This is a genomic window from Kyrpidia sp. (genome assembly GCF_023512215.1).
Lineage (GTDB): Bacteria > Bacillota > Bacilli > Kyrpidiales > Kyrpidiaceae > Kyrpidia > Kyrpidia spormannii.
Map to the genome: position 1 here is coordinate 1 of NZ_JAILZZ010000046.1, position 25097 is coordinate 25097.

Consider the following 25097-nt stretch of genomic DNA (forward strand, 5'->3'; position numbering starts at 1 on the left):
TCCCGGCACCGCCCCCGGAGCCAAATCCAGCTCACCACCGGGATCAAATCCTTGGGCCGGATTCGGGCACCGCACCGGGGGCAGCGGGACGGCGGGAACACCACTGACTCCCCCCGGGGGAGCCGGTAGGCCACCACGTTGAGAAACGAGCCGACGATGAGGCCGAAGGATATCAAGCACAGAACGAGCTGCTCCACCCTAAGTAGATCTCCCTCGGTCCACAATTCTAGTAGTTAACGGTCAATGAATACGCACTTGTCCCCCCGTGTGGACTTGTAACCTTGATTGTATTAGGGTTAGTGGTAACCGTGATCGTATAGTAAGGCTGCTGCTGGTCAGAATTCCATGGACTTGTCGGCGCAGCCCCAAGGTAATGACCTGTGATTAGAACGTGCTGATTGTTTACCGGCGTATCCTGGGCACTAGCTAATGTGCCGGGGTCGTTCCCGTCCATGATGTAACGTTGGGCAGCATCCATGATGGTGCGGACGTTTGCTTGATCCGTATTTTTCCGCGCCTGCTCAATCTGATTATTCACCACCACAAACCCCACGCCGGCGACGATGGCCAGGATCACCACCACGGCCAGCATTTCGATGAGGGTGAACCCGGCTTGACGCCGTCGCCGGATGGCCTGCGGCCGAGCCGGCTCCTTCTCCTCACGTCGCACCGGTGCGATTTCCTGTGTCACCATGTGCCTCTCCTCCTCCCTTACCCCAAAAATGATTGTGAGATGAACCCGCCCTATGGGATCGCACCTTGGGCGGGGCCGGAACTCCCGCAACTTCCGGCTCGGGTCAGTTCCGTTTGTTCTTCTGTCCGCGTTGCCGTGCCAGTGCACGCGGTGGTCTGATAATTGTGTGGCACCGGGGAGCCTCTCTCCCGTCTTGGGCAACGCGGTTGATCCCGCGAGATGCCCGCTCGATCCCGGCTGCCCGGAGATCAGGTCCCTTTCCCGCGCGGGCACCGGGAACTCCCGGCCGGCGGCGCGGCTCCGGTTGTGCGGCCCCCTCGCAGTCACGAAAGCGACGTGGCCGGCTCGGCCAGGCGCCTCTACGAACCGACAAAATTCATCATCTGGAACATGGGCAGATAAACCGAAAGAATGATGAGTCCCACAATCACCGCCAGAAAGAGAATCATCATCGGTTCGAGTAAGGCCCCCAGCCGGGCCGCCATCTCCTGCACATCCGTCTCGTAAAAATCCGCCAGTTTATCCAACAGATCGTCCAATGTCCCGGTCTCTTCGCCCACGGCGATCATCTGCACCACCATCGGCGGGAACAGCCGGGGATACCGGCCGAGCACCTCCGCAACCGTCCGCCCGGACCGCAACCCTTCCTGGGCTTCGGTCAGCGCCTCTTGGTACAGGACATTGCCAATCACCTTTTTTGCCAAATCCAACGCGTCCAAGATCGGCACCGCCGCCCGCACCAGGGTGGCGAAAGTGCGGCTGAACTGGGCCACGGCGTGCTTGCGGTTCAACCGGCCAAACACGGGCACCGCCAACGAGATTCGCCCCAGCCATCGCCTTCCCGCCGGAGTCCGCGCCCCGGCGATCCCGCCGCCCACCACCGCGGCCACCAGAGCCAGGGCCAGGTACCATCGCTCGGTCAGAAACCGGCTGAGCCCCAGAGTGATCCGGGTGGGCAACGGCAGGGCCACCCCTTGCTGGGCGAAGGTTTGGGCGAAGGTCGGGATCACCGAGGTCAGCAGGAACACCGACACCCCCAGGGCGATCACCAACACTACCGTCGGATACGTCATCGCAGACATGATTTTCTGCGAAGTGGCCCGCTCCCGTTCGTAAAATTGAGCCGCCCGCTCCAGCATCAGGTCGAGCTGCCCGGAGAATTCTCCGGCGCCCACCATATTGATGAACAAGGGTGGAAATACCGCCCGGTGATTGGCGAACGCTTGCCGCAGGGCCGTGCCCTGGCGCACCTCCTCAGCCACCGCTTCGAGCGTTCGTTTCAATGTCCGGCTCTCGCTCTGGGCCGCCAGGATCTCCACCGACCGGGCCGCCGGGACACCGGCTCGCACCAAGGTGGCGAACTGGCGGCAGAACACCGCCAACGCCTGTACCTTGACCCGTCCTTCACCAAGACGCAGACCAAAGAACGCCGGCCGGGCACCTTTTGCGGCCCGTTCCGTCCCCGCCGGTCTCCGGACCTCCGGATTGGGGACCGCCCGGCTTCGGGGCGTCCCCGATCGCACGGCCTGTTCCGGACTCCGCCCACCAAGGCCCAGAGTTCGTGCCCGGCCCTCCGCCGCCGGGTCGATCCGCATGGGGAAGAGCCCCTGCCGCCGGAGATCGGCGGTGGCCGCCGCCGCATCCGCGGCCTCGATCTGCCCGCGCACCGCTTTTCCCGCTCGGTTAACCGCCTGGTACCGGAACAGCGCCATGCTCTTCCCCTCCCCCCTTCATTGCAGGTGATAGGTTATCACATTCCTTTGACCGCGAAATGAGCAAAACATAACATTTCACCAAGCTCTTCGCCCGGTCGAATGTACCGGTTCAATCGGCCTCAGGCTGTCCAATCCGCCGGGATGCGCGGCCCGCCGGACGCCGCTGCTTCCCGGGGACGCAGCCACCCGGATGCCGCCGCTTCACGCACGCGGTCCACCGCTCCCACGGCATGCGGCCGGCCCCCGCTCCCTCTAGCCATCATCCACAATCACCTGCAGCACTTCCTGGACCGTGGTCAGCCCTTTCACCGCTTTCTCGAGGCCGTCCTGCATCAGCGGCACAAAACCCTGCTGCTCGGCCACCCGGCGGTACTCCGCCGCGGGCCGGCGGTCGGCGATCAGGGCGCGCACCTCCTCATTCACCGGCAACAGCTCGTGAACCGCCATCCGCCCCCGGTAGCCGGTGCGGTGACACGCTGTACATCCCCTCCCCCGCCAGAGCGTCTCCACCGAAAACCCGTGGTCCGCCAGGAGCTTCGCCTCATCCGCCGCAGGCCGGTACGCTTCCCGGCATTCCGGGCAAATCCGCCGCACCAGCCGCTGGGCCACCACTCCCCGCAAGGTCGACGCGATCAGATAGGGCTCGACCCCCATATCGATCAGACGGGTGATACTCCCCGGCGCATCGTTGGTGTGCAATGTGGAAAGCACCAAGTGGCCGGTCAAGGCCGCGCGCACCGCGATTTCCGCCGTCTCTTCATCCCGGATCTCCCCGACCATGATGATGTTCGGGTCCTCCCGCAGGATCGAGCGCAATCCCACGGCGAAGGTGAGCCCCACCGTCTGGTTGACCTGCACCTGATTGACCCCGTCGATCTGGTACTCCACCGGATCCTCCACCGTGATGATGTTTTGCGATTCGGTGTTCAACTGATGAAGGGCGGCGTACAACGTCGAGGTCTTTCCGCTGCCGGTTGGGCCCGTCACCAAGACGATCCCGTGGGGGGCTTGGATCATCGAGAGAAATGCCTCCCGGTTCCGCTCGGCAAATCCCAGATCCTCGATCCGGTTCACCGCATTGCGGACATCCAGCAGCCGCAGCACGATTTTCTCCCCAAAAATCGTCGGCAGGGTCGCCACCCGCACGTCCACGGGCCGCCCCCGCACCTTCAATTGGATGCGGCCGTCCTGGGGCAGCCGGTGTTCCGCGATGTTGAGATTGGCCATGATTTTCACCCGGGCGGTGAGCACCGGCTGAAGATGTTTCGGCAGCCGCATCTGGGTGTGCAGGACGCCGTCGATGCGAAAGCGCACCACCATCGCCTGCTGTTGCGGATCAAAATGGATGTCGCTGGCCCGCCCGTCCGCCGCTTGTTCGATCAATTGGTTGACCAGCCGCACGATGGGCGCATCCTCGGCCCGAACCTGCTCTTCGTCGATCTGCTCGGGCCGGACGTCCTTGAGGACCTCGGTCACCGATTGCTTCAGGCCGTAGTACTGCTCCAACGCCCGATCCACGTCGTCGCGGGTGGCGATGACCGGGTCCACGTGCAGCCCGGTGGTCATCCGAATGTCGTCGATGGCAAAATAGTCCAACGGGTCCACCATGGCCACGGTCAGGCGGTTGCCCGACCGTTTCAGGGGAATGACCTTGTACCGCCGGGCCAACGTTTCGGGCACCAGCTCCAACGCCGCCGGATCCGCCTGAAACCGGTCCAGGTCCACATGGGGAATGCCCAGTTGGAACTCCATCACTTCGATCAATTGGTCCTCGGTGAGCACCCCGCTCTGGGTGAGCACCTCTCCCAGCCGGCGGCCGGTGATTTTCTGATCCTTGAGGGCTTGTTCGAGTTGCTCGGGAGTGATCAGGCCTGCTTCGATGAGCAGGTCCCCCAGTCGTTTCCGCGTCACGGGCGGTACCCCTCTTCCCCGCATACATGGGGTCAATAGGTTTCGCGCCCGAGACTTGTGCGGCCGGTCATCGACCGTTTACTCAATCCCGTCAGGGCGAAAGTGGCTGCCCGAAGGCGCGAAACTTGGATTATTAAACCGTATTCGCTCCGGGGATTCGGAAATCCTTCACGTCCGCTTTCCTTTAGGCAAATTTTCAAGATCCGGCCATATCGTTATAGAGAAGTCTTTTTTTTCGCAGGGGAGAGAAGCGGTCGGTTCCGGTCCAAGATCCGTACCGGGGTGTATGGGGGGAGAATATCATGAGGGGACCGGCGCCGGAGGAGGATGGGAACACCGGAACATCGACAGCCTCGGTGGAAGCGGGGAAGGCGATCCATCCTCTTCCGGGACCTGTTTTTCTGCGCCGGTGGCTCACTTGATTCGAAAGAAGAGCCACTCGGTCCATCCATGGAGACTCAACAAACTGATGATCAGTCCGATGGGTATGACAAATGAGGTAATTTTCAGATATTCACCCCACGACAAGGCAATGCCGTTTTTTTTCAAAATGAACATCCAGATTAAGGTTGCCAGCGTTCCCATCGGCGTTATCAGTGCCCCGACGTCGCTGCCGATAATGTTGGCAAGGTACGCGATCTGGAGGGTATGGGTGTCCAATCCCATTTGTGTCAGGGCCAATGTCCCGATCATAACGGACGGCAAGTTATTGCACACATTTGACAATAAAGTTAAAAAAGCTCCCATGACCAAACTGGCAGACAGATGATTCGAGGCCACCGGGCTGAGCAAATGTTCGACGATGATCATCACCAAGCCGGAATTGCGGAGGCCGTACACGATGACGTACATCGTGAAGGCAAACACCAGAATGTGCCAAGGGGTTTTCTTGATGATGTCCAATGCCCCGATTTTTTTGCGATACCATCGGACGGCGATCAAGAGCACGGCTCCGACGATGGCAATCCATTCAATTGGAATTCCCACACCTGAAAACAGAAAAAATCCCGCTCTGACGAAGATGACAATCGTAATGCAGATCCGGAACATCCACCAGTCGACCGGTTCACCGGCCTGTAGTTCGAGTTGATGAGGAGGATCCGGTGGCTGGACGGGATGATGGTGTTTCGGTTTTCGAGGGGGCGGCGGGGGCGGGGTGGGGTCGGGAGCAATTGAGATTTTATTTGGAATCTCTTTTCTGAAATACAGGTAAAGAAGCAGCGCGATCACCGCTATGCCGATCATGGAGGGGACGAACATCATGGCGGCATAGGTGTTCAAATCCAGACCTACAATTTTCAACGCGATCAGATTGGCCAGATTGCTGACGCCAATCGGTGCACTGGCGGCGGTGGCAACCAGTGCACCGGACAACAGATAGGGCATCTTCTGCTCTCGTTTGAGATGCAGAAGTGTCGTTATTTGTATGATGATGGGCGTGGTGATCAGAATACTGCCGTCGTTGTTAAAGAACATGGTCATCAAGAAACAGAGAAGATTGACATACCAGTATAACAGAACCCCCGAACCTCTCGCCCTGTCGACCAGGTTGAAAGCCACCCAGCGAAAAAAACCAATGCTTTGCAGGACAATCGACATGACAATCGTGGAGAGGATGGTGATCGAAGCACCGTTGACAATCCCCAATATCCGGGTGATGTCTGTGAACGGAACCACACCCAGCAGAGAGATGAACACCGCTCCGACCGTTGTGGGGATTGCCTCGTTGATCCCATGGGGCCTCCACATGACGAACAGGACTGTCAGCAAGAATATCAAAAGGGTGAAGACTGCCGTCATGTCAAGCATCCGGATTCGCCTCATAACCATAAGAAACTGGAGCATCCATTTCCTGAGGCCTGATTGGTTCGGGTTGACGCGCAATGTTTGGCGGTTTCATCAGCCAATAGAGGATGCAGCCGGCCAGCACAATCACTATGGCGAACACCATCGAATCCTCCTCTCCTCCCTGGAATCAAACAGGCTTGTCATGGACCGGCTTTTTCTGAGGCGAGGAGAAGGGCTTCAAGCTTTTCAGCACCCTGTCGTCCTTTTTGCGGGCCTTCTTTTTTTGCCGTGAACCTTTGTCCTTAATGGGGGGAGTTTTTCTTCCTCAATGCTCTTGATATGATGGATTTGATAGAATATAAACGGCGGTTTGTCCTCCAACCTGGGGTGCTTTCTGTCGACGGGTTCCACGACCACATAATTCGACCGGACAGCCACCAGTTTACCTAAAATAGACTCCGGTCCTTTATTGATGCGCACCACTTTCCCAATCAACGAATGGAGAATGTGCAGGAGGCTTGGCGCGGAAATCTGGTGTTCCACTTGAATTGGTCCCCTTTCGTGTTTCGTTGCCCGTGATAGTGCATGAATACGCAGGTGGAACCGAGGTTGTACCACGCATTTGCCTTAATTTTGACAAGTTCCGCTGGTGTGGACGGGAGAATACAACAGTCGGCGGGTTGACAATCCCATTTGGGCGGGCCATGCTCGCAGCGATATGTTCACGGTGTGTTTGCAGAAAAGGAAAGGGGAACGAAACCTTCTTGAGGGCCGTGGGGATACGATGCTCGTGGTATTGAGGGCATGAGTGGGATGATCTCCGTCCGCTTGGCCGGATTCGCTTTGCTCTTTTGTGAACAGGTGGTGTTTCCGGTTCATTCCCCCAGCCGCCGGTGCAGGATCTCGATGGTGCGCCTGGCCGTCTCCAGGGCCAAATGCCGCATCTCGTCGGTCCCCGGCATCATGGCCGCCCGGGCTTCATCAAGGTGTTCACTGCAGGAAAGCAAAGTATGAATAAAGGTTTCTTCATCGGCGGCCTGGGTGGAACCGGCGCAAGGAATGCCGACCCGCCGGGAAAACCGCTCGATCTTCTGGTCATAAGAAAAAGCCACGGCGGGCACGGACAGGAGCGCCGCGAGAATGAGGGAGTGCAGGCGCATCCCCACCACCATATCGGCGGCTTTGATCACGTTGAGGATATCGAAAACCGTCAGGGGCGTCTCGATCACCGTGGAGCCGGGGCCCAAGCACCGGGCGATCTCTCTCGAAGGCCGGAGGTCCTTGGGGTGTTGCATGGGGAGAAACACCACGTGCCATCCCCTTTCGATGAGCCGCTTCAGCCCTTCGGCAAAGATCCTTTTATACGGAACTTTGGCGGTGGGCCACTCCCGCACGGAAACCACCGCCACCCGGGAGGCGGGCACCCGGTGTCGCTCCAGAATCGCCCGGCCCATCTCCGCGTCCACCAGGCTTGTATCGATGGCCATGGCCGGGTCGGCGGTCACCAAAAGGGGCGGCCGGGTGACGCCGGTACGCAGAAAGTCGTCCCGGGATCCTTCATCCCGGACGGTGATCAGGTCGATATCGTTGAGGGTTCGCCGGATGAGCCATTTTGAGAGGGGGCGACGAACCGGGCCGAATCCCTGGGCGTAAAAAACGACCGGCTTGTCCAGCCATTTGGCCATCTGGACCACGCCGAGATAATAGAGAATACTTCGGGGGCTGGTCACGTCCTGCAGGAGGCCGCCCCCGCCCATGACCAGCATATCGGCCTTTTTGAGTTGCCGGATAATCGTCCACGGGTTCCACCGGTCGTAAGCCGGGATCCGAAACAGGGCCCGGGTGTGGCGGGGCTGATTGGAGAGCACCCGGCAATGCACCGTCGGGTCATAGCGGCGCAGGGAGGTGATGATGCCGTGAAGGACGGCGTCATCACCGGCATTATGAAACCCGTAGTACCCGGCAATCAAAATGGTCGCCACAATCATGACCCTTCCTTCGAATTGTCCAATAAACAAGGACAAGTATACCAGCAATAGGTATCCGTGCAAAGGTTAGAGATAAGCTTTGGGCCGGCGGTCTTTGAGCACCGTCATCCTTTGCCGCACGTCCGCCACAATGCTTAAATCGAGATCCGCATACACAATCCCCGGCTTGGTCCCAGCCTCGGTCACCACCCGGCCCCAGGGATCCACCGCCAGGGACCCGCCGGTGAACCGATCCCGGTCATTGCGCCCGACGATGTTCACGCCGATCACGAAGGCCTGATTCTCGATGGCCCGGGCGATGAGGAGAGTCCGCCAGTGATCGGCTCGCTGAACCGGCCACTCCGCGGGAAGGAAGAGGACCTCAGCGCCCTCCAGCACGTGGGCCCGGGCCAACTCGGGAAAGCGAAGATCGTAGCAAATCATCACCCCGGCCCGGGTCGAGTCCGGCGTGCCCGTTTCCCCCAAGGCGAAGGTGGCCCGGGTCTCCCCGGGGACCAGATAGCGGTCCTCGTCCATCAAGCCGATGAGGTGGATTTTGCGATAGAGGTTGACCAGCGTTCCGTCCGGCGCAAAGGTCAGCGCCGTATTCGACACCCCATCGGCGAATTCTATAGGAAACGATCCGCCGACCAGCCAAATCCCGTATTGCCGGGCCCACCGGCCGAGCAAGGTCGCTGTTTCACCGTCGATCTCCTCGGTGTGTTCGGAAAGATGGGCAAAATCATACCCGCACGTCCACATTTCCGGCAGGACGACGACATCGGCCCGGCGTCCCGCCGACTCCCGGACCATCGCTTCGGCCCGGGACCGGTTTCCGGCGCGGTCGCCTTGAACCACTTCCATTTGACAGAGCGCTACTCGCATGGTTACCCCTCGCTTCCTCCGTTCTGTTTCCATGATAACGATTCTTCGCCCGCTCTTCCACACGGGTGCGGGGTTTCAGATCGATCTCCCCCACAGCGCGAGGTTTCCGGTTTTGAGCGTCTGGCGGTCGCCTCAGTTCTCGCCGATGGTCGCGGTCGTCTGGCTTGCGGTATGATAGGAAGTGAAACGGCAGTTCGGCCAAAAGGCAGCGGAAAGGCGGAAGCGGCGCGTGTTCGATCGGTTTTGGGATGCCATTGATGCGGTGTATAGGTCGTACAACCGGGCCTCCTGGGCCCGAGCGGGTTTTCCTGGGGACAATAGCCGGGCGCCGGCGCCCGGGCGCTGGACTGGACCGGATGCCGAGCGGCGCCGGCCGGACTTGACGCGGAGGTTGTTGGATCGGCTGGGAGGGCCGGATCGCGGTGCTCCGTCCGTCCTGGTGGCGGGCAGTAAGGGCAAGGGCTCCACGGCGCGGATGATTGCCGGCATTCTTCAGGCCCACGGTTTCCGAGTGGGGCTATTCACGGGTCCTCACCTCCTTCACCCGATGGAGCGGATCTCCATCAACGGAGTCCCCCTTCCCGAGGAAGATTTTGTCCGCTGGATGAACGAGATTGACCCATTGGTCCAGGAGGTTGTCCAAGGAATTCGGCCCGACGAGTACATCGCCCCGGTGGGGATCTACCTGGCTGTGGCGCTGTGCGCTTTTCGGAAGGCGGGAACAGACATCGACGTACTCGAATGCGGCCGGGGGGCCCGGTTTGACGATGTGGCCCAGGTCCGCGCCCGGTGGGCGGCGGTGACCCCGGTGATGGAGGAACATTTGAAAGAACTTGGGCCGACCTTGGCGGATGTGGCCTGGCATAAAGCGGGGGCGATCCGGCCGGGCATGACGGTGGCCTTTGCCGGGCGCCAAGACCCTGAAGTTGCGGCGCTGCTTCGCGGTGAAGCGAAAGCCCGGGGCGTGCCCCTTCGGATATTGGGGCAGGATTTTTTCGTGGAGGAGGTTCAGCTCACTTCGAAGGGGTTGTGGGTGGCGCTCACAACCCCGGGGGGACGTCGAGTTGAAACCACCCTTCAAGCGGTGGGCGCGTTTCAGGCGGATAACGCGGCCCTCGCCGCAGCGGTGGCGGAGGGGATTCTGCAGGACCAAAGCCGGCGCGGCCGCAGGGGAGCGCTCTGGTCGGAGGTTCTGGCGGCAGAGGGCTTGCGGAAGGTGGTGCACCCCGGTCGGTGCCAGATCCTCTCCCGGAATCCCTTGATCCTGGTGGACGGGGCGGTGACGGCCGCCAGCGCGGCCCAGATTCGGAAGTTGATTGAACGGTGGGGCAGCCGGGTGATCACCATCGCGGCGGTGCCATCGGACAAGGATTATCCGGGGGTGTACCGGGAGCTGGCGCCGGTGAGCGATGGCCTGGTTCTCACCCGGGCGGGCAACGGGTATTTCACGTATCCCCGGGAAGGGGCGGCGGTGGCCAGGAATTGGTACGCCCGGGTGGAAACGGCGCAGGATTTGGGGGAAGCGTGGCGAGTGGCGGAGAGGTGGTTGACGCAGAGCGGAAAGTGGCCGGCCAGAGCCGGGGTGGGCAGGCTGGCCGGGGGTGCCGGGGAGGCCGGGAGTGCGGGAGAGGCCGGGGTTGCTGGGCAGGCCGGGGCTGCTGGAGAACTCGGCGTGGCCAGGCATGCCGGGGAGCCGAGGGTTGGCACGCGTGCCCCGACGGCCGTCGGGCCACATTCGCTGGAAATGGAGCCCCCGGTTGAAAGGGTGCTCTCGGGTGAGAAGGGACACGATGGCGAACGGGGGATCCTCTTAGTGGGAGCGCAGCCCTTTGTAGCGGAGGTGTTGTCGTTCTTGACAGAATGCCCACAACATGGTTCTATGATAAATGATTCGTACGCGAATGATAGCCCTGGCGGGGGAGGACCTGGGGATGCGAGATGAGCAAATCAGTGAACTGATCGATTTGATGCGGCGCACCATGCGGGAATTCAAACAGCGGGTGCATCAGGAGCTCCGGGAGTACGACCTCACGGTTCCGCAGATGTGGGTTCTGCGAACTCTTCACAAGGAAGGCACCCATTCCTTGGCGGAACTCAGCCGCCGGGTGGGCATGTCCACCAGTACAGCCAGCGGGATCGTTGATCGCCTGGTCCGCATGGGCCTGGTGAATCGGGTCCGGGACGAGCACGACCGGCGGGTGGTCTGGGTGAGCCTGAGTGAACAGGGCCGGGATTTGGTCGCAAAGGTCCCGGTTTTGCACATGGATTATTTTCGGACATTGTTGGAAAAAATGCCGTCGGAGGAAGCAGAGGGGCTGATTCGCCATCTCAAAACGTTGTTGACGATTATCGAGGAATCCCAAAAGGACGGACTCCGTTAAATTCATCGTATGCAAAGGATTTTGCACGTGGGGCAGACTAACGAGCGGAGATTCGGATGTGGGGAAGGAGTCCGACCGCCGATGAGACGACTCGTGCTGCTCAACCTGATCCTTTGGCTGGCTGTGGCCGCTGCGGCGGGGGCAGCCGGCTTCTTTTTCTGGGACAAGGCGCAATACATCCGCACGAATCAGGCCCAGGTGGGGGCGGACCTGGTGGTTATCAGCGCTCCGGAGGTGGGCAGGCTGACCCAGTGGTCGGCAAAGATGGGTGACCGGATTTCCGCAGGGGCGGTGCTGGGGACCCTCCAGCCGCTGGCCTCTATCCCGTCTTCGATGGCGGGGGCGGGATCCGCGTCGGGGGCGGGGTCCGCGTCGGGAGCCGGATCTGCCGGAATTGCCCCGGGAGCGGGTCAGGGGGCTGCAGGCCGGGCGGCTGGGACAGCGCCGACGGCGCTGGCTGCCCCCGGCGGAAGAGCAACCGCCTTCGGGGCCGTGTCTGGCGCCTCGGGGGCTCGTGTGAGCGCCACTTCGTCACCGGTCCTACAGGCCCTCGCCTCTCAAGTTGGCACCACGCAAAATAGGGAGACCACGCGAAACCGGTCTACCGTCCGCTCCCGGTGGGCGCCCCGCTCTCAGCCAACTGCACGCTCCCGGGTTCACACCGGCGTCCTGCCTGCCTCACCACGCCCGGCTGCACCCAACACTGCGCCGCCGTCTGCGGCACCCGTGCCCGCTCCTCCTCCGCCGCTGAACCTCACGAGTCCCATCGATGGCGTGGTGCTCTACACGGCTGCCATCCCAGGGACGATTTGGGTCCCGGGGTGGACCTTGGCCGTCATGGCCGACCTCTCCAAACCCTTTGTGACCGCCTACATCGACGACAACACCCTAAAGAATCTGTCCGTGGGGAAAGACGTGGACGTGTTCCTGGACGCTTATCCCGGCACATCCTTTCCAGGAAAAGTGGTCCGCATCGCCGACGCCGCCGGATCCTTCGCGGCCCCGGAGCTGCCTTCGGCAGCCGGCACGAATCAAACCCGGCCCACTGAGCGGGTGCCGGTACGGATCGCCGTGGACGATTTTTCAGGGAAATATGTCGTACCGGGGATGAACGCGTCGGTTCGGATTCATCGGTAGACCGATCAACCATTAGAAGGGGGACCAGCACCGGTGAAAGCTTCCCGCATTATCCTTTTAAACTTGATTGCCTTGGTGATCCTCGCCGCTTTGGTGCTCGGCGGTTACTACTATCTTTATCAGCGCTGGAACTATATCGCCACCGACGACGCCCGGGTGTGGGCGGATTTGGTGCCGGTCAGCCCCGCGGCTCCGGGCCGGTTGAGCGGTTGGAAGGGGACGGTGGGCCAGACCTTTAATCAAGGCGATACCATCGGTCAAATCGACGGTGCGGGGGACGCCGGCCGGATCACGGCGCCCATCAGTGGATCGATCATCCAGAGCAACGTCGCAGATGGCCAAATCGTCTCCCCCGGCCAGCCCCTGGCGACGATGGCGGACATGAAAAAGCTCTACATTCTCGCCAATATCGAAGAAACCCGCATCGCCGATGTCAATGTCGGGGCGGACGTGGATGTCACAGTCGATGCGGACCCCGGAACCACCATCAAGGGCCGGGTGGATCAGGTCGGGCTCGCTGCCAACTCCGTCTTTTCATTGTTCCCTCAGCAAAATACCACGGGGAATTATACCCGGGTGGTGCAGCGGATCCCAGTGCGGATTTCCATGACGGCCTATGACCAGGATATTGTTCCGGGGATGAACGCCACCGTCCGGATTCACAAGAGTTGAGGGGGTGAGGGAGATGGACAATCCGTCCGAAAACGGCGGGACACGGGATTCCCGGCCCCCCGCCGGCGCACCGAACACTGAGGCGGGGGCGAGTGCGGTATCGGGCCCGGGGGGCGCGGCGTTGGGGGCCCGGTTGCCCGAGGGGATGCGCTTTGGTCCCCTGATGGCGGTGCTCATGCTCGGGGTTTTTCTGGCCATTCTCAACCAAACGCTGTTGAATGTGGCGATCCCCCACATGATGAACGAGTTCAACGTGTCGGCGGACACGATCCAGTGGCTGATGACCGCCTACATGCTTGTCAACGGCGTGCTGATCCCCATCTCCGCCTTTTTAATGGAAACCTTCGGGAGTAAAACGCTGTTCGTGGCGGCGATGGCCTTTTTTACGGTGGGTTCCCTCATCTGCGGGGTCGCTACGGATTTTCCCCTGATGCTCATCGGGCGGATCGTCCAGGCCGTGGGCGGCGGCATCCTGATGCCTTTGGTGATGAACATTTTTCTCGCTCTCTTCCCCCCTGAAGCCCGGGGGCGGGCCATGGGATTTCTCGGGCTGGGGATGATTTTCGCACCGGCGGTTGGTCCCACCCTGTCCGGGTGGGTGGTGGAATACTACACGTGGAGGCTTTTGTTTTACGGGATGATTCCCCTAGGCATTCTGGTGATCCTGATGGGCATGGTGTACCTTCGGGACATCCCTCGCAAACACAGGCCCCCTTTAGATCTGTACGGCATGGTGATGTCCATCCTGGGTTTTGGCGCCCTCCTGTACGGGTTCAGTGAGGCCGGGTCCGGGGGGTGGGGGCAGACCCCAGTGATCGCCGGACTCGTCATCGGGGCGATCGGGGTGTTTCTCTTTGTGATGAGGGAACTTTCCGTTGCCGAACCGATGCTCGACTTTCGGATCTTTCGCTATGACATGTTCGCCCTGAGCAGCCTGATCAACGCGATTATTACCATGGCTCTGTTCGCCGGCATGTTTCTTTTGCCGATCTACTTGCAGAATCTCCGGGGCTTTACCCCTCTCCAGGCCGGATTGCTGTTGCTTCCCGGGGCTCTGATCATGGGGGTCATGTCCCCGGTTTCCGGGGCTCTATTCGACCGAATTGGTCCCAGACCCCTGGCGGTGGTGGGGCTGATCATAACGGCGGTGACGACCTTCGAGTTCACCAAACTGACGACGCTAACCAGTTATAACCATATTCTGGCGCTCTACGTCATCCGGTCTTTTGGCATGTCCCTTCTCATGATGCCCATCATGACCGCCGGGCTGAACCAGTTGCCGATGGTGAAAAATAGCCACGGCACGGCCTTATCAAATACGGTTCGGCAGGTGGCCGGGGCCATTGGGACGGCGTTTCTGACGAGCATGTTCACTACCCGGAACGACTTTCATCTTCGGATGTACCTCGACCCGATAAACCGATATGATCCCTTTGTCCAGCAGTCCTTGCAACAGATGGTCGGTGCGGCATCCTCGGCAGGTTTGCCGCCGGCCCAGGCCCAGGGGCTAGGGGTTGCAGGTTTGTACGGCAGTTTGGCCCAGCAGGCGGCGGTCCAAGGAATCGACGATGCCTTTTGGTGGGCGACGGGATTCACGGTGTTGGGGCTGCTGTTTAGCTTTTTCTTGCGGGATGTCCGCCGGGACCGCAAGGGCGCCGCCCGGGGCCCAGTCCCCGCCGACGGCGACCTTGCGGGGGAGTCGCCTTCGGGGACGGATCCGTCTGGACCAGCCCCTTCCGGGCCAGCCCCGGGCCGGCCCTCGCAACAGGGCCCGGAGGGGCCGCTGCAACCCGAGGGCGGGCCGGCATGAGCGAACCGGCGGGGGCGACGCGGGTGAGGCGGCGGAACGCCCTATGGTTCATCGTCGACGCGGATCGTGATGAGGCGGGTAGTTTTCCGGAGATTGGTCTTCCAGGGGCGACTGGGAGATCATTCCGGAGCGCTGCAGGTTGATTTGCAGGTCGTACTCCACCCGACACTTCGAGAACATCTCCGGCCACTGGCGGGCCACCGAGCGCCAGAGTTCCGGATTTCTCCGGAACAGCCGGCTGCCGAACTGGGCGGCGTCCACACGCTTGGCCTTGAGGCGTTGGAGCGTGCGGTCCATTTCCTTCTCCATGTACTGGCCGACCCGCCGGCCCCATTCCTGCATCTGCCCAGGGGTTGGCGTCTGTCCTTGGCACACGGCATCCACCTCCCCTTGGCCATAGCCCCGCACGCGAAACACCACTCCCGAAGGAGTCATGACGGGGTCGACATCCAGTTTGGTGTTGATCAGCCGGACCGAAAGGCGCTGGCCCGTCGACGAGGGACTGCCTCCAGGACATGGAATATGGATGAACGCTTGACCCGAGCGACCAAGGAGCCACATCAGGCCTTGGCTCTCCCGGGCGGGCAAGAGGTCCACCAATTTTCCCCCTTGAAACAAACCGACACCCATGACCCTCGGCTCGTTATCGACCGGGTCGATCCAGGCCATGACCGGGGATTGGGACGGGCTGAGAAGGTCGTTTACCACGCGCAGCTCGACGCTGGGCTCGGTGATGGACGTGCGCAGTTGTTGGTCCGCCAGTTTGCGCAAGCCCCGGGCGTTGACCCGCTCGGGGCTCGTCTGGACGTCGAGCAGTTCCCGGGCGGTGCCGCTCGTGACCACGAACATTTGTGACCGGCGGAAGTTGCGCTCCCGCTCGATGTAATCCAAGGCCTGGTCGAAGCCCTTCTCGGCGTAACGGCGCCCGAAGACCACCACTGTATTGTGGGCCACGAAGGGCCGGCGCGGCAGTACGCGGTACAGCCGGTCTAAAGCTTCTTGAATCGTTTTTCCTTGTTGTCGATAATTGATAAACGCGCGTTTTCCGCTCGAATTGCTGCCGCCCATGGTTCCCTGGCCTTGCTCGCCCCCGATGGTTTGCCCGGTGGGGGAGAGGAGTTGGACGGTGACATCGACCCCGTTTTGCCCGGCGTCGTCGATCCCCATGCCGATGACCAGGGCGAGGTCTGTCACTTCCACCCGATCCCAGCAGCCCGTGAGCACAATGGCGAAAAGAACGACGATGAGCCATCCACTCTTTTTTGGCCAGCCTCCTCCTGTCCTTTTCACAGCGGGTCCTCCTCGGCTGTCCCCGGCAGAGGACGAGGGATGTCCGCGCTGCGGGTGGGGTCCACCGTTTCGTACATCTTTGGGCGCTTTTTCATGTACCACCAAGGCGGTCGGCTAAAGGTGTCCTTGAGATCCTCCCACACCAGGGGGGCGATGGGAGTCATGTAAGGCACGCCAAAGGACCGCAGGGAAACCAAGTGGATCCACAGGATGAGCAGAGAAATGATGATGCCGTACAGTCCGAACAGCCCGGCCATGATCATCATGGGAAAACGCAGGAGCCGGAACGTGATGGCGATGTTGTAACTGGGGACCGTAAAGGACGCGATTCCCGTCAACGCTACGATGATGACCATGGCGGGCGATACGATGCCGGCGTTGACGGCCGCCTCGCCGATCACCAGGGCGCCGACGATGCTCACCGACTGGCCGACGGCCTTGGGCAGGCGGATACCGGCTTCCCGCAGGGCCTCGAAGGTCACTTCCATGATCAACGCCTCGACGACGGCGGGAAAGGGCACGCCTTCGTGGGAGGCGGTCAGGGTCATCAACAGGGTGGTCGGGATCATCTCTTGGTGATACGACAACAGTGCCACATAAGTGGCGGGCAAAAGCAGGGCGATCCAGAAATACATGTGCCGCAACAGGCGAACGGCCAGGGCCATGCTGTACCGTTCAAAATAATCTTCCGGGGACTGCAGGAAGTTGACGAAGAGAGCCGGGATGAGCAAGGCGTTGGGGCTGCCGTCCACGACGATCCCCACCCGCCCCTGCAGAGCCTCGGCGGCGAGGCGGTCCGGTCGTTCGGTGTATTCGATGGTGGGGAAAGGGGACAGGGGCGCGTCGTCGATCAGCTCCTCGATGTATCCGGAGTCGAGGATGGAATCTACGTCGATCCGATTCAGGCGCTCTTGGCACTCTTTGACATAACCCGGTTTGACGATGCCCTGGATGTAGACCAGGGCGACCATTGTCTTCGACACCCGGCCCAGGGCCATATATTCCACTTTGACCCGGGGGCTTTTGAGCCTGCGGCGGATGAGGCCGAGGTTCATTTCCAGACTTTCGGTGAAAGCCTCCTGGGGGCCCCGGACCACCGCCTCCAACGTCGAACGTTCCACTGAGCGCCCCTGGAACTGCATGACGTCCAGGACGATCGCCTGGGTGAATCCGTCCAGGCACAGAACCGCCGCCCCCTCTCCCACGGCGATATTGATTTCTTCCACACTGCTTACAAGCCGAAGAGAAGGGCTGCGCAAAGCCTGTTGGACATCTGCTACAGTTTCCGCCTTTTCCAGGGTGGTCAAGGGTTCAAGAATACTTTCTTGGGCCAGTTCTTTGCCGATCAACGTATAGATCCAGACGATGAATCCCCGCCGCCCGGCTGTCTGCACCCAGCGGAACTGGACGTCATCGCACTTTGCCCACATCTCTTGAACCTGTTGATAAAGCTGGTCGATCTCTGGGGATAAGCCCGCGGCCCCCTCCCCGCTGCCCTGGGGATCCGACCAGGAAATTTGCTTGTTTTTGCGATTCTTTCCGCGTCCCTCTCCGTTGCGTCGCACCATAGGATTTCCAACCTCGTTTGGGGAAATTTCCCGAGGAATATTGTTCCATGGGTTCATGCAATTATGCGCCGCACAAAAAAGTGGACTTTCATTCCACCCTTCCGAATCCTTTGATCCCTATGTATAATGAAGACGAGCCGGTTGGCAGGCCATTTCCGCCGATTCCGGTGACGGTCTGTGGAGTTCGCGGTGCGGCTGGGTCCGGCCGGATGTCCGATCCCGTATCAAGGGAGGTTTACAGCTCATGAACGGCACCATGATGAACACTCCATTGGTGTTGCCCTCACTGCTCGAACGGGCGGGGACGTTTTATGGCAAGGTTGAAGTGGTCTCCCGATTGCCGGACCGCTCGTTGCACCGGTATCGGTATGCGGATTTTTATCGCCGGGCCAAGCAGTTGGCCGAAGCCCTGCAAAAGGCCGGACTCCGCCGGGGAGACCGCGTTGCCACCCTGATGTGGAACCACTACGCCCACCTGGAAGCGTATTTTGGGATCCCGGCGGCGGGAGGGGTTCTGCACACGGTGAACCTCCGGCTTCACCCCGATGACATCGCCTTCATCATGAACCATGCCGAAGACCGGTTTTTGATCATCGATGATGTGCTGGTGCCGCTTTACGAACAGGTGAAGGGACGGGTCAATCTGGAGCGCGTTTTTGTCGTCTCCCTCACCGACGCCCCGGTTTCGCCGGAGTACGAAAAGTATGAGGACCTGTTGGCCACGGCCACGGGGGATTTTCATTATCCCCAATTGGAGGAGAACGAAGCGGCGGGGATGTGCTACACTTCGGGAACCACGGGCAGGCCGAAGGGCGTTCTTTATTCCCACCGGGCCATCGTGTTACACTCCCTGGCCAGCGCCATGGCGGACACCTTGGCGATCTCCTGGCGAGACACGGCCACTCCGGTGGTCCCCATGTTTCACGCCAACGCTTGGGGCGTTCCTTTTGCAGCAGTCATGGTGGGAGCGAAGTTGGCGTTTCCCGGGCCTCACTTGGATCCGGTCAGCCTGTTGGACCTGTTTGCGGAGGAGCGGGTGACCTTTACCGCGGGGGTACCGACCATTTGGTTGGGGATTGTTCAGACCCTGGAAAAGGAGCCCGAACGGTGGAAACTGCAGCCCATGCGGATGGTGGTGGGCGGTTCGGCGGCGCCGGAAGGTCTGATCCGGGCTTTTGACCGGTTCGGCCTGCGGATCGTGCACGCCTGGGGGATGACGGAGACGACGCCCCTGGCGACGGTGAGCCACATCAAGCCGACCCTGGAAGGCCTTTCCGAGGACGAGCAGTACGCCCTCCGCGCCAAACAAGGGGTGCCGGTTCCCTTGATCGAAGCTCGGATCGTGGGGGATGCGGGGGAGGCCCCGTGGGATGGGCAAACCATGGGCGAACTCCAAGTGCGGGGCCCCTGGGTGGCGTCCGGCTACTACAAAATGCCCGAGAACGACAGTTTTACTCCGGACGGCTGGTTCCGGACCGGAGACGTGGCGACCATCGACCCGGAAGGCTACATGAAGATCACCGACCGGACGAAGGATTTGATCAAGTCCGGGGGTGAGTGGATCAGCTCGGTGGATCTTGAGAATGCCCTGATGGGCCACCCGGCGGTGGCCGAGGCGGCGGTGTTCGCGGTCCCCCATCCAAAATGGCAGGAGCGGCCTCTGGCGGCGGTGGTGCCAAAAGCCGGGATCCAGGTGACGGAGGAGGAGTTGCGGGCGTATCTGGAGCCTAAGTTTGCCAAATGGTGGCTGCCAGATGCCATCGTGTTTTTGGAGGAGATTCCCCGCACCTCGGCGGGCAAGTTTATGAAGGCGAAGTTGCGGGAGCAGTTTAAGAATTGGAACGATGAACGGGACCCGGGATCGTCGCATTCTTAATTGTGCCGGGTATAAATCGGTCGGGCGGTGCAGGTTCCTCCGCCTTGGGAAGTATGTCTCGTGACGGAAACATGGAAGGGGAGTCGATAAGATGGATGTCAAAGGATACAGTGCCATCGTGACGGGGGGAGCCTCGGGGCTCGGCGAGGCCACGGCGCGTAAACTGCACGAGCTCGGGGCCAAGGTGGTCATCGCGGATGTCAGCGAACGTGGCCAGGAGGTGGCCGAGTCCCTCGGGGAAGGGGCCCGGTTTGTCCGCACGGACGTCACGGATCCAGAATCGGTGCGCGCCACCGTGGCGGCGGCAAAGGAACTTGGCCCCCTGGGGGTAACGGTGAACTGCGCGGGGATCGCCATCGCCGAGAAAGTGCTCGGCAAACAGGGGCCCCACGATCTCGATGCTTTCACCCGGGTGATTCAGGTTAACCTGATTGGTACGTTCAACGTGTTGCGCTTGGCCGCCGAGGCCATGTCCCAGGGGGAACCCAACGAGGACGGAGAACGCGGGGTGATCATCAACACCGCTTCGGTGGCCGCTTTCGAGGGGCAGATCGGTCAGGTGGCCTACAGCGCGTCCAAAGGCGGCGTGGTGGGGCTGACCCTGCCGGCGGCCCGGGATCTCGCCAGGTATGGCATCCGCGTCGTCAGCATCGCCCCGGGGATTTTTGATACCCGCATGCTGGCGGGTCTGCCGGAGCCGGCCCGAAAATCCCTCGGTCAGCAGGTGCCCTTCCCCAGCCGCCTAGGCCGTCCCGAAGAGTACGCGATGCTCGTGGCGTCCATTGTGGGCAATGCCATGATCAACGGCACCACCATCCGGCTGGACGGCGCGATTCGCATGGCGCCTCGATAATCGTTCGGCCCCTTTTCCCCTCCCCCCGGTGGGCGGGGAGATGCGATCTGCGCCCGGCAACCAGTATCCGGTGGCAAGACTCTGCAAGAGCGGATGAAACCGCAGGTCCAGCACCGCAACCACGTCCGGGTCCGTCTTCACTTGGCAGGCAGGGGTCGTGACATCTTCATCTATGAACAAGTCACTCCCCTCGCCTTGTGGCGGGGAAGGAGAAAAAAACGGACTCTGTTGACATCGGACGCCAGAATCCGGCTTATAAAAAAACTCAGCCCCCTTGGAAAATCCAAGGGGGCATAGCCTCGTGCTCCAGTGCGGAGAAAAAAGTCAAATTGTTCAAAAATCTCATGCCCAACGACATGCGTAAATAACTGCAGTTCCTGCCGTTAATATATCGCTCAACCGATGGTTCGTCAAACCCCTTTGGGCTCAATTTTTCATCGCCCCGTTTCTGTTTCGGCGAGGATTATCCTGACGTATTGAAAAGTTAACTCACATGTTACACGCTTTTTTCGGTTCGTTAACGACGGATACTTGTCAACAAGTTAGCATAAGGGTGCATCGGACAGCTGTTCAAAAGCGCGCCGTAGAACAGGATGCAAAATCAATCTGGGCAGGGAGGTTTACACAGTGCGCCAGGGCTTCAAAGAAGTGCGAAAACGGATACTCGCCTCAGGTATCGCGGTTCTTTTGTTGGCTTCCCTCACGGCTTGCGGTTCGCAGCAGGCGACATCGGACACCGGTTCCGCAGCTTCTGCGGGGAGCGCCGGACAGGCCGGCGGCAAACAGAACTGGCCGAAGGAACTGAATTATGGCTTGATTCCGGCGGAGGTCGCCGGCAACCTCGGAGATGTGGAGAGAAAATTTGCCGAAGACATGGGCAAAGCGTTGGGTATCAAAGTGAACGTCTACATCGGTGACGACTACACATCGGTCATTGAAGCGATGCGTGCGAAGAAGGTGGATCTCGGGTATTTCGGTCCCTTCTCGTACATCATCGCCCACCAGGAGGCCGGCGCGGAACCCATCGCCTGTAAGGCCACGAGCAAAGAAAACGCCTTTTATCACAGCGAAATCGTCGTGCCCGCCGATTCCCCGGCGAAAACCATCGCCGACCTGAAGGGGAAAACTTTCCTGTACGCCGATCCGGCCTCCACGTCGGGACATCTGTTTCCCCAAGCCATGATCAGTGAGGAACTGAACATCCCGCCCGAGAAGGTGGACAGCTTTTTCTCGAACGTGTCCTACTCGGGCGGCCATGACAAGTCCATCATCGCCATCGCCCACCACCAGGCGGACGGAGCGGGGGTGTGCGACGTGTGTATCCAGCGCTTCATTGATGCGGGGATGGTGAAAGCATCCGATTTCCGCGTGATCAAAACCTCCGCACCGATCCCCCTCGATCCGTTGACCTACCGGAACGACCTGCCGCCGGACCTCGTGGCCAAAATCAAAGAGTTCGTGTTGAATTACGACAAACAGAATCCCGACTACTTCAAGAAGACCGGCACCAAGGCCTTCTACCCGATGACCGACGCCGATTACAAAATCGTTTACGACACGGCCAAGATTTTGCACATGACGCCCCAGGACATTCTGAAAAAGAAATAGGAAAGAGCGGTGTGAACCCATGGAACCCATTTTGCGGGTGGAGCACCTGAAAAAAGTGTATCCCGACGGCACCGAAGCTCTGCGGGAAGTGGATTTCACCGTCCATCCCGGCGAGTTTGTGGCGGTCATCGGCCCCAGCGGTTCGGGCAAAAGCACGTTGCTTCGTTGCGTGAATCGCCTCGTCGAACCGACCCAGGGCGCGGTGATCTTCAAAGGTGAAAACATCACCCGGGCCGGCGGCCGCCGGGTGAGGCGTCTCCGGCGAGAAATCGGGATGGTTTTCCAAAGCCACAATTTGATCCCGCGAGTCAGTGTCCTTCAAAACGTCCTGCATGGGAGACTGGGCTACAAGGACAGCCTCCGGGGAGCGCTGGGAATGTTCAGCGCCCAGGAAAAGGAGGACGCGCTGCGGATTTTGGAGCGCATGGGCTTATTGGAACAGGCGCACAAACGGGCGGACGAACTGTCCGGGGGGCAACAACAGCGGGTGGGCATCGCCCGGGCCTTGGCCCAAAAGCCCATCCTCATCCTGGCCGACGAGCCCATTGCCAACCTCGATCCGGCTACGTCGGAGAGCATCATGGATCATTTGCACACGATCTGCCGGGCGGATGGCATCACGTGCCTCGTCAATTTGCACCAGGTGGCTATGGCAAAAAAATACGCCACACGGATCATCGGGATTCACCGGGGCACCAAAGTCTTCGATGGTCCGCCCTCCAAACTGGACGACAGGATCATCGGGCAGATTTATTACCAGGAGAAAGCCGTGGTATGAACAAAGGCGGAGATGCCATTCGGGTTGTCAAGCGCATGAAGCGAAACCAGGAATGGTTGATCGTGGCGGCCATCGCCTTCCTCACCGTGTGGTCGGCTGTCCAAACCGATTGGTCCGTCGTCCATTTGGTGCAGGGGTTCGGGGATATCTACGAACTGATTGTACACCATTTTCTCCCGCCCGACCTGTCGGTGCTGCCGAAGTTGATCAAGCCCACGCTGGAGACGGTGTACATGAGTTTTGTCGGCACCGTGACGGGGGCGCTGGTGGCGGTGGTCGGAGGGTTTATGGCGGCCCGGACCACGAACCCGTGGACGCCGCTACGCCTGGCGGTGCGGGGATTGGCCTCGGTCCTGCGCAATCTTCCCACCCTGATCTGGGCGGTTTTCCTGGTGGCCGCTTTTGGTCTCGGCAACATGGTCGGGACCATGGCCATCGTTTTCTCCTCCATCGGGATCCTGGTTCGGGCCTACGCCGAGATCCTGGAGGAGATTGACGAGCGGCAGGTCGAAGCCCTGCGGGCCACCGGTGCGGGTTATGTGCAGACCCTGGGTCAGGCCGTGTGGCCCCAGGTTCTGCCGGGGTTTGCCGCATGGACGCTGTACATGATGGAGCTCAACATTCGCGCTTCCACCATCGTCGGGATGGTGGGAGGAGGCGGCATTGGGTTCGCCATCCAGAACGGCATGAAACTGTTTCAGTTTCAACAGGTCAGCGTGGCCATCGCGATCGTCCTGGTGTTGATCTGGGCCACGGAGTGGCTGACGGGGAAGATCAGGAGGAGAATCCTATGAGCGTCCAGGCCGAACGGCGGGAACAGATCTCCGCCCAAGTGGAGATGGCGAGGATTCCCGAGCAACCGCGGAAACGCCGGTCGTGGCTGTGGGTTGCTCTGGCGGTGAGCGGGTTCTACGTTTTTGCGCTGGTTCAGTTGCAGTTCGATTATGGCCGGATCGGAAAAGGGATCATGGAATTTTTCAAAAACTGGGGGAGAATGTTTCCCCCGGACCTGTCCGGGTGGCGGGATGTCGCTTCCGCCGCCATGGTGACGATCGAGACCGCCGTCGTCGGGACCGTGTTTTCGATCATTCTCTCTTTTTTCCTGGCGTTTCTCGCGGCGGACAACCTGACTCCGCATCCGGTCATCGGACGAAGTATCAAGGCCTTCGCGTCGTTTCTGCGCGCCGTGCCGATGCTCGTGTGGGCGCTGATCTTCATTGTGGCCGTGGGCATGGGGCCCTTTCCCGGCACCCTGGCCATCATGACCCACAGCGTGGGGATGCTGGTGAAGGTTTACGCTCAATCGGTGGAAGAGGTGGACAAGGGCATCCTGGAGGCGATGCGTTCCACCGGGGCGAATTGGGTGCAGATCGTTTGCCAGGGGGTGCTGCCCACGGTGCGGGGCTCGTTTCTGTCCTGGTCGGCTCTTCGCTTCGAATTGGACCTCGGCGACTCGGTGATTCTCGGGACGGTGGGAGCCGGCGGCATCGGCTGGGTCATCGAAGACAACATGCGGATGTATCTGTTCCAGCCCTCCTGTTTTGCGATGCTGGTTGTTTTCGCCCTGGTGTTCAGTGTGGAAGTCCTGACGAACCGACTCAAACTCCGGGTGAACCGGTTGGATGGCTGAGGCCGCTGAACCGCCGCATGGCGGAAACGGCACGGCTGCGGCTGGGGAGGGAGGTGCGAAGATGGGTGAAGCGTTTCTGGCCAATCCCCGGGCGCCGATTTTGGGGGAGACTCCCCATGTCCATGAAACGGCGCAAATCATTCAAAGCGATCTGGGGCCGTGGACCAGCATCGGGCCTCGTTCGGTGATTGAACAGTCCACCATCGGCGACTATACCTACACGGCCGGGGATGTGCAGATTATTTACGCCAACGTGGGCAAATTCTGCTCGATCGCGTCCCACGTCCGATTAAATCCCGGCAACCACCCCATGTGGCGGGTCACTCAACACCACTGCACCTACCGCCGGGTGCAGTATGGGTTCGGCGAAGAGGATGACCGGGAGATTTTCGCCTGGCGCCAGGCTCATCCTGTGACGATCGGGCATGATGTCTGGATTGGACACAACGCCGTGGTGATGCCCGGCGTCACCGTCGGAACCGGGGCGGTGGTGGGAGCCGGGGCGGTGGTGACCCAAGATGTCGAGCCCTACAT

General features: G+C 60.7%; 23 protein-coding genes. 12 read left to right on the forward strand and 11 right to left on the reverse strand.

Translation table 11 applies throughout. The features are described 5' to 3' along the window. The 9 genes from K6T64_RS13345 to K6T64_RS13385 form a co-directional block, all read right to left on the reverse strand. Positions 1-197: prepilin peptidase (locus K6T64_RS13345; RefSeq protein WP_288010671.1), on the reverse strand; the 197-nt coding region annotated here is incomplete at its 3' end. A gap of 29 nt (positions 198-226) precedes the next feature. Continuing rightward, positions 227-694, reverse strand: coding sequence for a type II secretion system protein (locus K6T64_RS13350; RefSeq protein ID WP_288010672.1), 468 nt, complete (start codon positions 692-694; stop codon positions 227-229). Between the two features lie 359 nt (positions 695-1053). Further along, on the reverse strand, positions 1054-2406 hold the full coding sequence (locus K6T64_RS13355; RefSeq protein ID WP_288010673.1) for a type II secretion system F family protein: 1353 nt from the start codon (positions 2404-2406) through the stop codon (positions 1054-1056). Between the two features lie 122 nt (positions 2407-2528). Next, positions 2529-2669, reverse strand: coding sequence for a hypothetical protein (locus K6T64_RS13360; RefSeq protein WP_288010674.1), 141 nt, complete (start codon positions 2667-2669; stop codon positions 2529-2531). After that, complete coding sequence (locus tag K6T64_RS13365) at positions 2662-4344, reverse strand: GspE/PulE family protein (protein ID WP_483306149.1); 1683 nt, start codon at positions 4342-4344, stop codon at positions 2662-2664. The genes K6T64_RS13360 and K6T64_RS13365 overlap by 8 nt, the downstream gene beginning before the upstream one ends. 390 nt (positions 4345-4734) lie before the next feature. After that, positions 4735-6204: an arsenic transporter gene (locus K6T64_RS13370; protein ID WP_353737820.1), complete on the reverse strand. Its 1470-nt coding sequence runs from the start codon at positions 6202-6204 to the stop codon at positions 4735-4737. Positions 6205-6354: 150 nt separating this feature from the next. Beyond that, entirely contained in the window at positions 6355-6651 is a 297-nt protein-coding gene (locus K6T64_RS13375) for a hypothetical protein (RefSeq protein WP_288010676.1), read from the reverse strand. Positions 6652-6983: 332 nt separating this feature from the next. Next, positions 6984-8096 (reverse strand): polysaccharide pyruvyl transferase CsaB, encoded by a 1113-nt coding sequence (csaB, locus tag K6T64_RS13380; protein ID WP_288010677.1) that lies wholly within the window; start codon positions 8094-8096, stop codon positions 6984-6986. Between the two features lie 66 nt (positions 8097-8162). After that, the gene (locus tag K6T64_RS13385) at positions 8163-8960 is read right to left on the reverse strand and encodes a carbon-nitrogen family hydrolase (RefSeq protein ID WP_288010678.1); all 798 of its coding nucleotides are present in this window, start codon (positions 8958-8960) and stop codon (positions 8163-8165) included. A gap of 229 nt (positions 8961-9189) precedes the next feature. Here K6T64_RS13385 and K6T64_RS13390 point away from each other — a divergent pair, with 229 nt between their 5' ends. From K6T64_RS13390 to K6T64_RS13410, 5 genes are all read left to right on the forward strand, one after another. Then, a complete protein-coding gene (locus K6T64_RS13390) occupies positions 9190-10902 on the forward strand; it encodes a bifunctional folylpolyglutamate synthase/dihydrofolate synthase (protein ID WP_288010679.1) in 1713 nt (570 codons plus the stop codon). Next, entirely contained in the window at positions 10892-11341 is a 450-nt protein-coding gene (locus tag K6T64_RS13395; RefSeq protein ID WP_157935558.1) for a MarR family winged helix-turn-helix transcriptional regulator, read from the forward strand. Before K6T64_RS13390 ends, K6T64_RS13395 begins: the two co-directional genes overlap by 11 nt. Positions 11342-11422: 81 nt before the next feature. Then, on the forward strand, positions 11423-12478 hold the full coding sequence (locus tag K6T64_RS13400; RefSeq protein ID WP_288010680.1) for an HlyD family secretion protein: 1056 nt from the start codon (positions 11423-11425) through the stop codon (positions 12476-12478). A gap of 33 nt (positions 12479-12511) precedes the next feature. Further along, positions 12512-13150: an efflux RND transporter periplasmic adaptor subunit gene (locus tag K6T64_RS13405; protein WP_288010681.1), complete on the forward strand. Its 639-nt coding sequence runs from the start codon at positions 12512-12514 to the stop codon at positions 13148-13150. A gap of 13 nt (positions 13151-13163) precedes the next feature. Continuing rightward, the gene (locus K6T64_RS13410; protein ID WP_288010682.1) at positions 13164-14960 is read left to right on the forward strand and encodes a DHA2 family efflux MFS transporter permease subunit; all 1797 of its coding nucleotides are present in this window, start codon (positions 13164-13166) and stop codon (positions 14958-14960) included. Positions 14961-15008: 48 nt separating this feature from the next. Here K6T64_RS13410 and K6T64_RS13415 read toward each other — a convergent pair whose 3' ends face one another. Beyond that, a complete protein-coding gene (locus K6T64_RS13415; protein ID WP_288010683.1) occupies positions 15009-16250 on the reverse strand; it encodes a Ger(x)C family spore germination protein in 1242 nt (413 codons plus the stop codon). Then, the gene (locus K6T64_RS13420; RefSeq protein WP_288010684.1) at positions 16247-17818 is read right to left on the reverse strand and encodes a spore germination protein; all 1572 of its coding nucleotides are present in this window, start codon (positions 17816-17818) and stop codon (positions 16247-16249) included. Before K6T64_RS13420 ends, K6T64_RS13415 begins: the two co-directional genes overlap by 4 nt. A 244-nt stretch (positions 17819-18062) precedes the next feature. On the opposite strand from K6T64_RS13420, the gene K6T64_RS13425 reads away from it, so the two are divergent. The 7 genes from K6T64_RS13425 to K6T64_RS13455 all read left to right on the forward strand — a co-directional run. Further along, on the forward strand, positions 18063-19694 hold the full coding sequence (locus tag K6T64_RS13425; RefSeq protein WP_288010685.1) for a long-chain fatty acid--CoA ligase: 1632 nt from the start codon (positions 18063-18065) through the stop codon (positions 19692-19694). A 91-nt stretch (positions 19695-19785) separates the two neighbouring features. Beyond that, positions 19786-20547, forward strand: a complete 762-nt coding sequence (locus K6T64_RS13430) for a 3-hydroxyacyl-CoA dehydrogenase (RefSeq protein ID WP_288010686.1) — start codon at positions 19786-19788, stop codon at positions 20545-20547. 627 nt (positions 20548-21174) lie between these two features. Next, entirely contained in the window at positions 21175-22155 is a 981-nt protein-coding gene (locus K6T64_RS13435; RefSeq protein ID WP_288010687.1) for a phosphate/phosphite/phosphonate ABC transporter substrate-binding protein, read from the forward strand. 19 nt (positions 22156-22174) lie between these two features. Continuing rightward, positions 22175-22933 carry a phosphonate ABC transporter ATP-binding protein gene (gene phnC, locus K6T64_RS13440; protein ID WP_100668883.1) on the forward strand — a complete coding sequence of 253 codons (759 nt, stop codon included), beginning with the start codon at positions 22175-22177 and terminating at the stop codon, positions 22931-22933. Continuing rightward, positions 22930-23727, forward strand: a complete 798-nt coding sequence (phnE, locus tag K6T64_RS13445) for a phosphonate ABC transporter, permease protein PhnE (RefSeq protein WP_288010688.1) — start codon at positions 22930-22932, stop codon at positions 23725-23727. The genes phnC and phnE (K6T64_RS13445) overlap by 4 nt, the downstream gene beginning before the upstream one ends. Further along, a complete protein-coding gene (phnE, locus tag K6T64_RS13450) occupies positions 23724-24563 on the forward strand; it encodes a phosphonate ABC transporter, permease protein PhnE (protein WP_013076998.1) in 840 nt (279 codons plus the stop codon). Before phnE (K6T64_RS13445) ends, phnE (K6T64_RS13450) begins: the two co-directional genes overlap by 4 nt. 61 nt (positions 24564-24624) lie before the next feature. Beyond that, on the forward strand, positions 24625-25097 hold a 473-nt coding region (locus K6T64_RS13455), incomplete at its 3' end, for a DapH/DapD/GlmU-related protein (RefSeq protein ID WP_288010689.1).

Bases quoted from the DNA above. Each gene is read 5' to 3' on its own strand.
- K6T64_RS13350 (WP_288010672.1), bottom strand. From the start codon at position 694: ATGGTGACACAGGAAATCGCACCGGTGCGACGTGAGGAGAAGGAGCCG.
- K6T64_RS13355 (WP_288010673.1), bottom strand. From the start codon at position 2,406: ATGGCGCTGTTCCGGTACCAGGCGGTTAACCGAGCGGGAAAAGCGGTG.
- K6T64_RS13360 (WP_288010674.1), bottom strand. From the start codon at position 2,669: ATGGCTAGAGGGAGCGGGGGCCGGCCGCATGCCGTGGGAGCGGTGGAC.
- K6T64_RS13365 (WP_483306149.1), bottom strand. From the start codon at position 4,344: ATGCGGGGAAGAGGGGTACCGCCCGTGACGCGGAAACGACTGGGGGAC.
- csaB (WP_288010677.1), bottom strand. From the start codon at position 8,096: ATGATTGTGGCGACCATTTTGATTGCCGGGTACTACGGGTTTCATAAT.
- K6T64_RS13385 (WP_288010678.1), bottom strand. From the start codon at position 8,960: ATGCGAGTAGCGCTCTGTCAAATGGAAGTGGTTCAAGGCGACCGCGCC.
- K6T64_RS13395 (WP_157935558.1), top strand. From the start codon at position 10,892: ATGCGAGATGAGCAAATCAGTGAACTGATCGATTTGATGCGGCGCACC.
- K6T64_RS13400 (WP_288010680.1), top strand. From the start codon at position 11,423: ATGAGACGACTCGTGCTGCTCAACCTGATCCTTTGGCTGGCTGTGGCC.
- K6T64_RS13410 (WP_288010682.1), top strand. From the start codon at position 13,164: ATGGACAATCCGTCCGAAAACGGCGGGACACGGGATTCCCGGCCCCCC.
- K6T64_RS13420 (WP_288010684.1), bottom strand. From the start codon at position 17,818: ATGGTGCGACGCAACGGAGAGGGACGCGGAAAGAATCGCAAAAACAAG.
- K6T64_RS13425 (WP_288010685.1), top strand. From the start codon at position 18,063: ATGAACGGCACCATGATGAACACTCCATTGGTGTTGCCCTCACTGCTC.
- K6T64_RS13430 (WP_288010686.1), top strand. From the start codon at position 19,786: ATGGATGTCAAAGGATACAGTGCCATCGTGACGGGGGGAGCCTCGGGG.
- phnC (WP_100668883.1), top strand. From the start codon at position 22,175: ATGGAACCCATTTTGCGGGTGGAGCACCTGAAAAAAGTGTATCCCGAC.
- phnE (WP_288010688.1), top strand. From the start codon at position 22,930: ATGAACAAAGGCGGAGATGCCATTCGGGTTGTCAAGCGCATGAAGCGA.
- phnE (WP_013076998.1), top strand. From the start codon at position 23,724: ATGAGCGTCCAGGCCGAACGGCGGGAACAGATCTCCGCCCAAGTGGAG.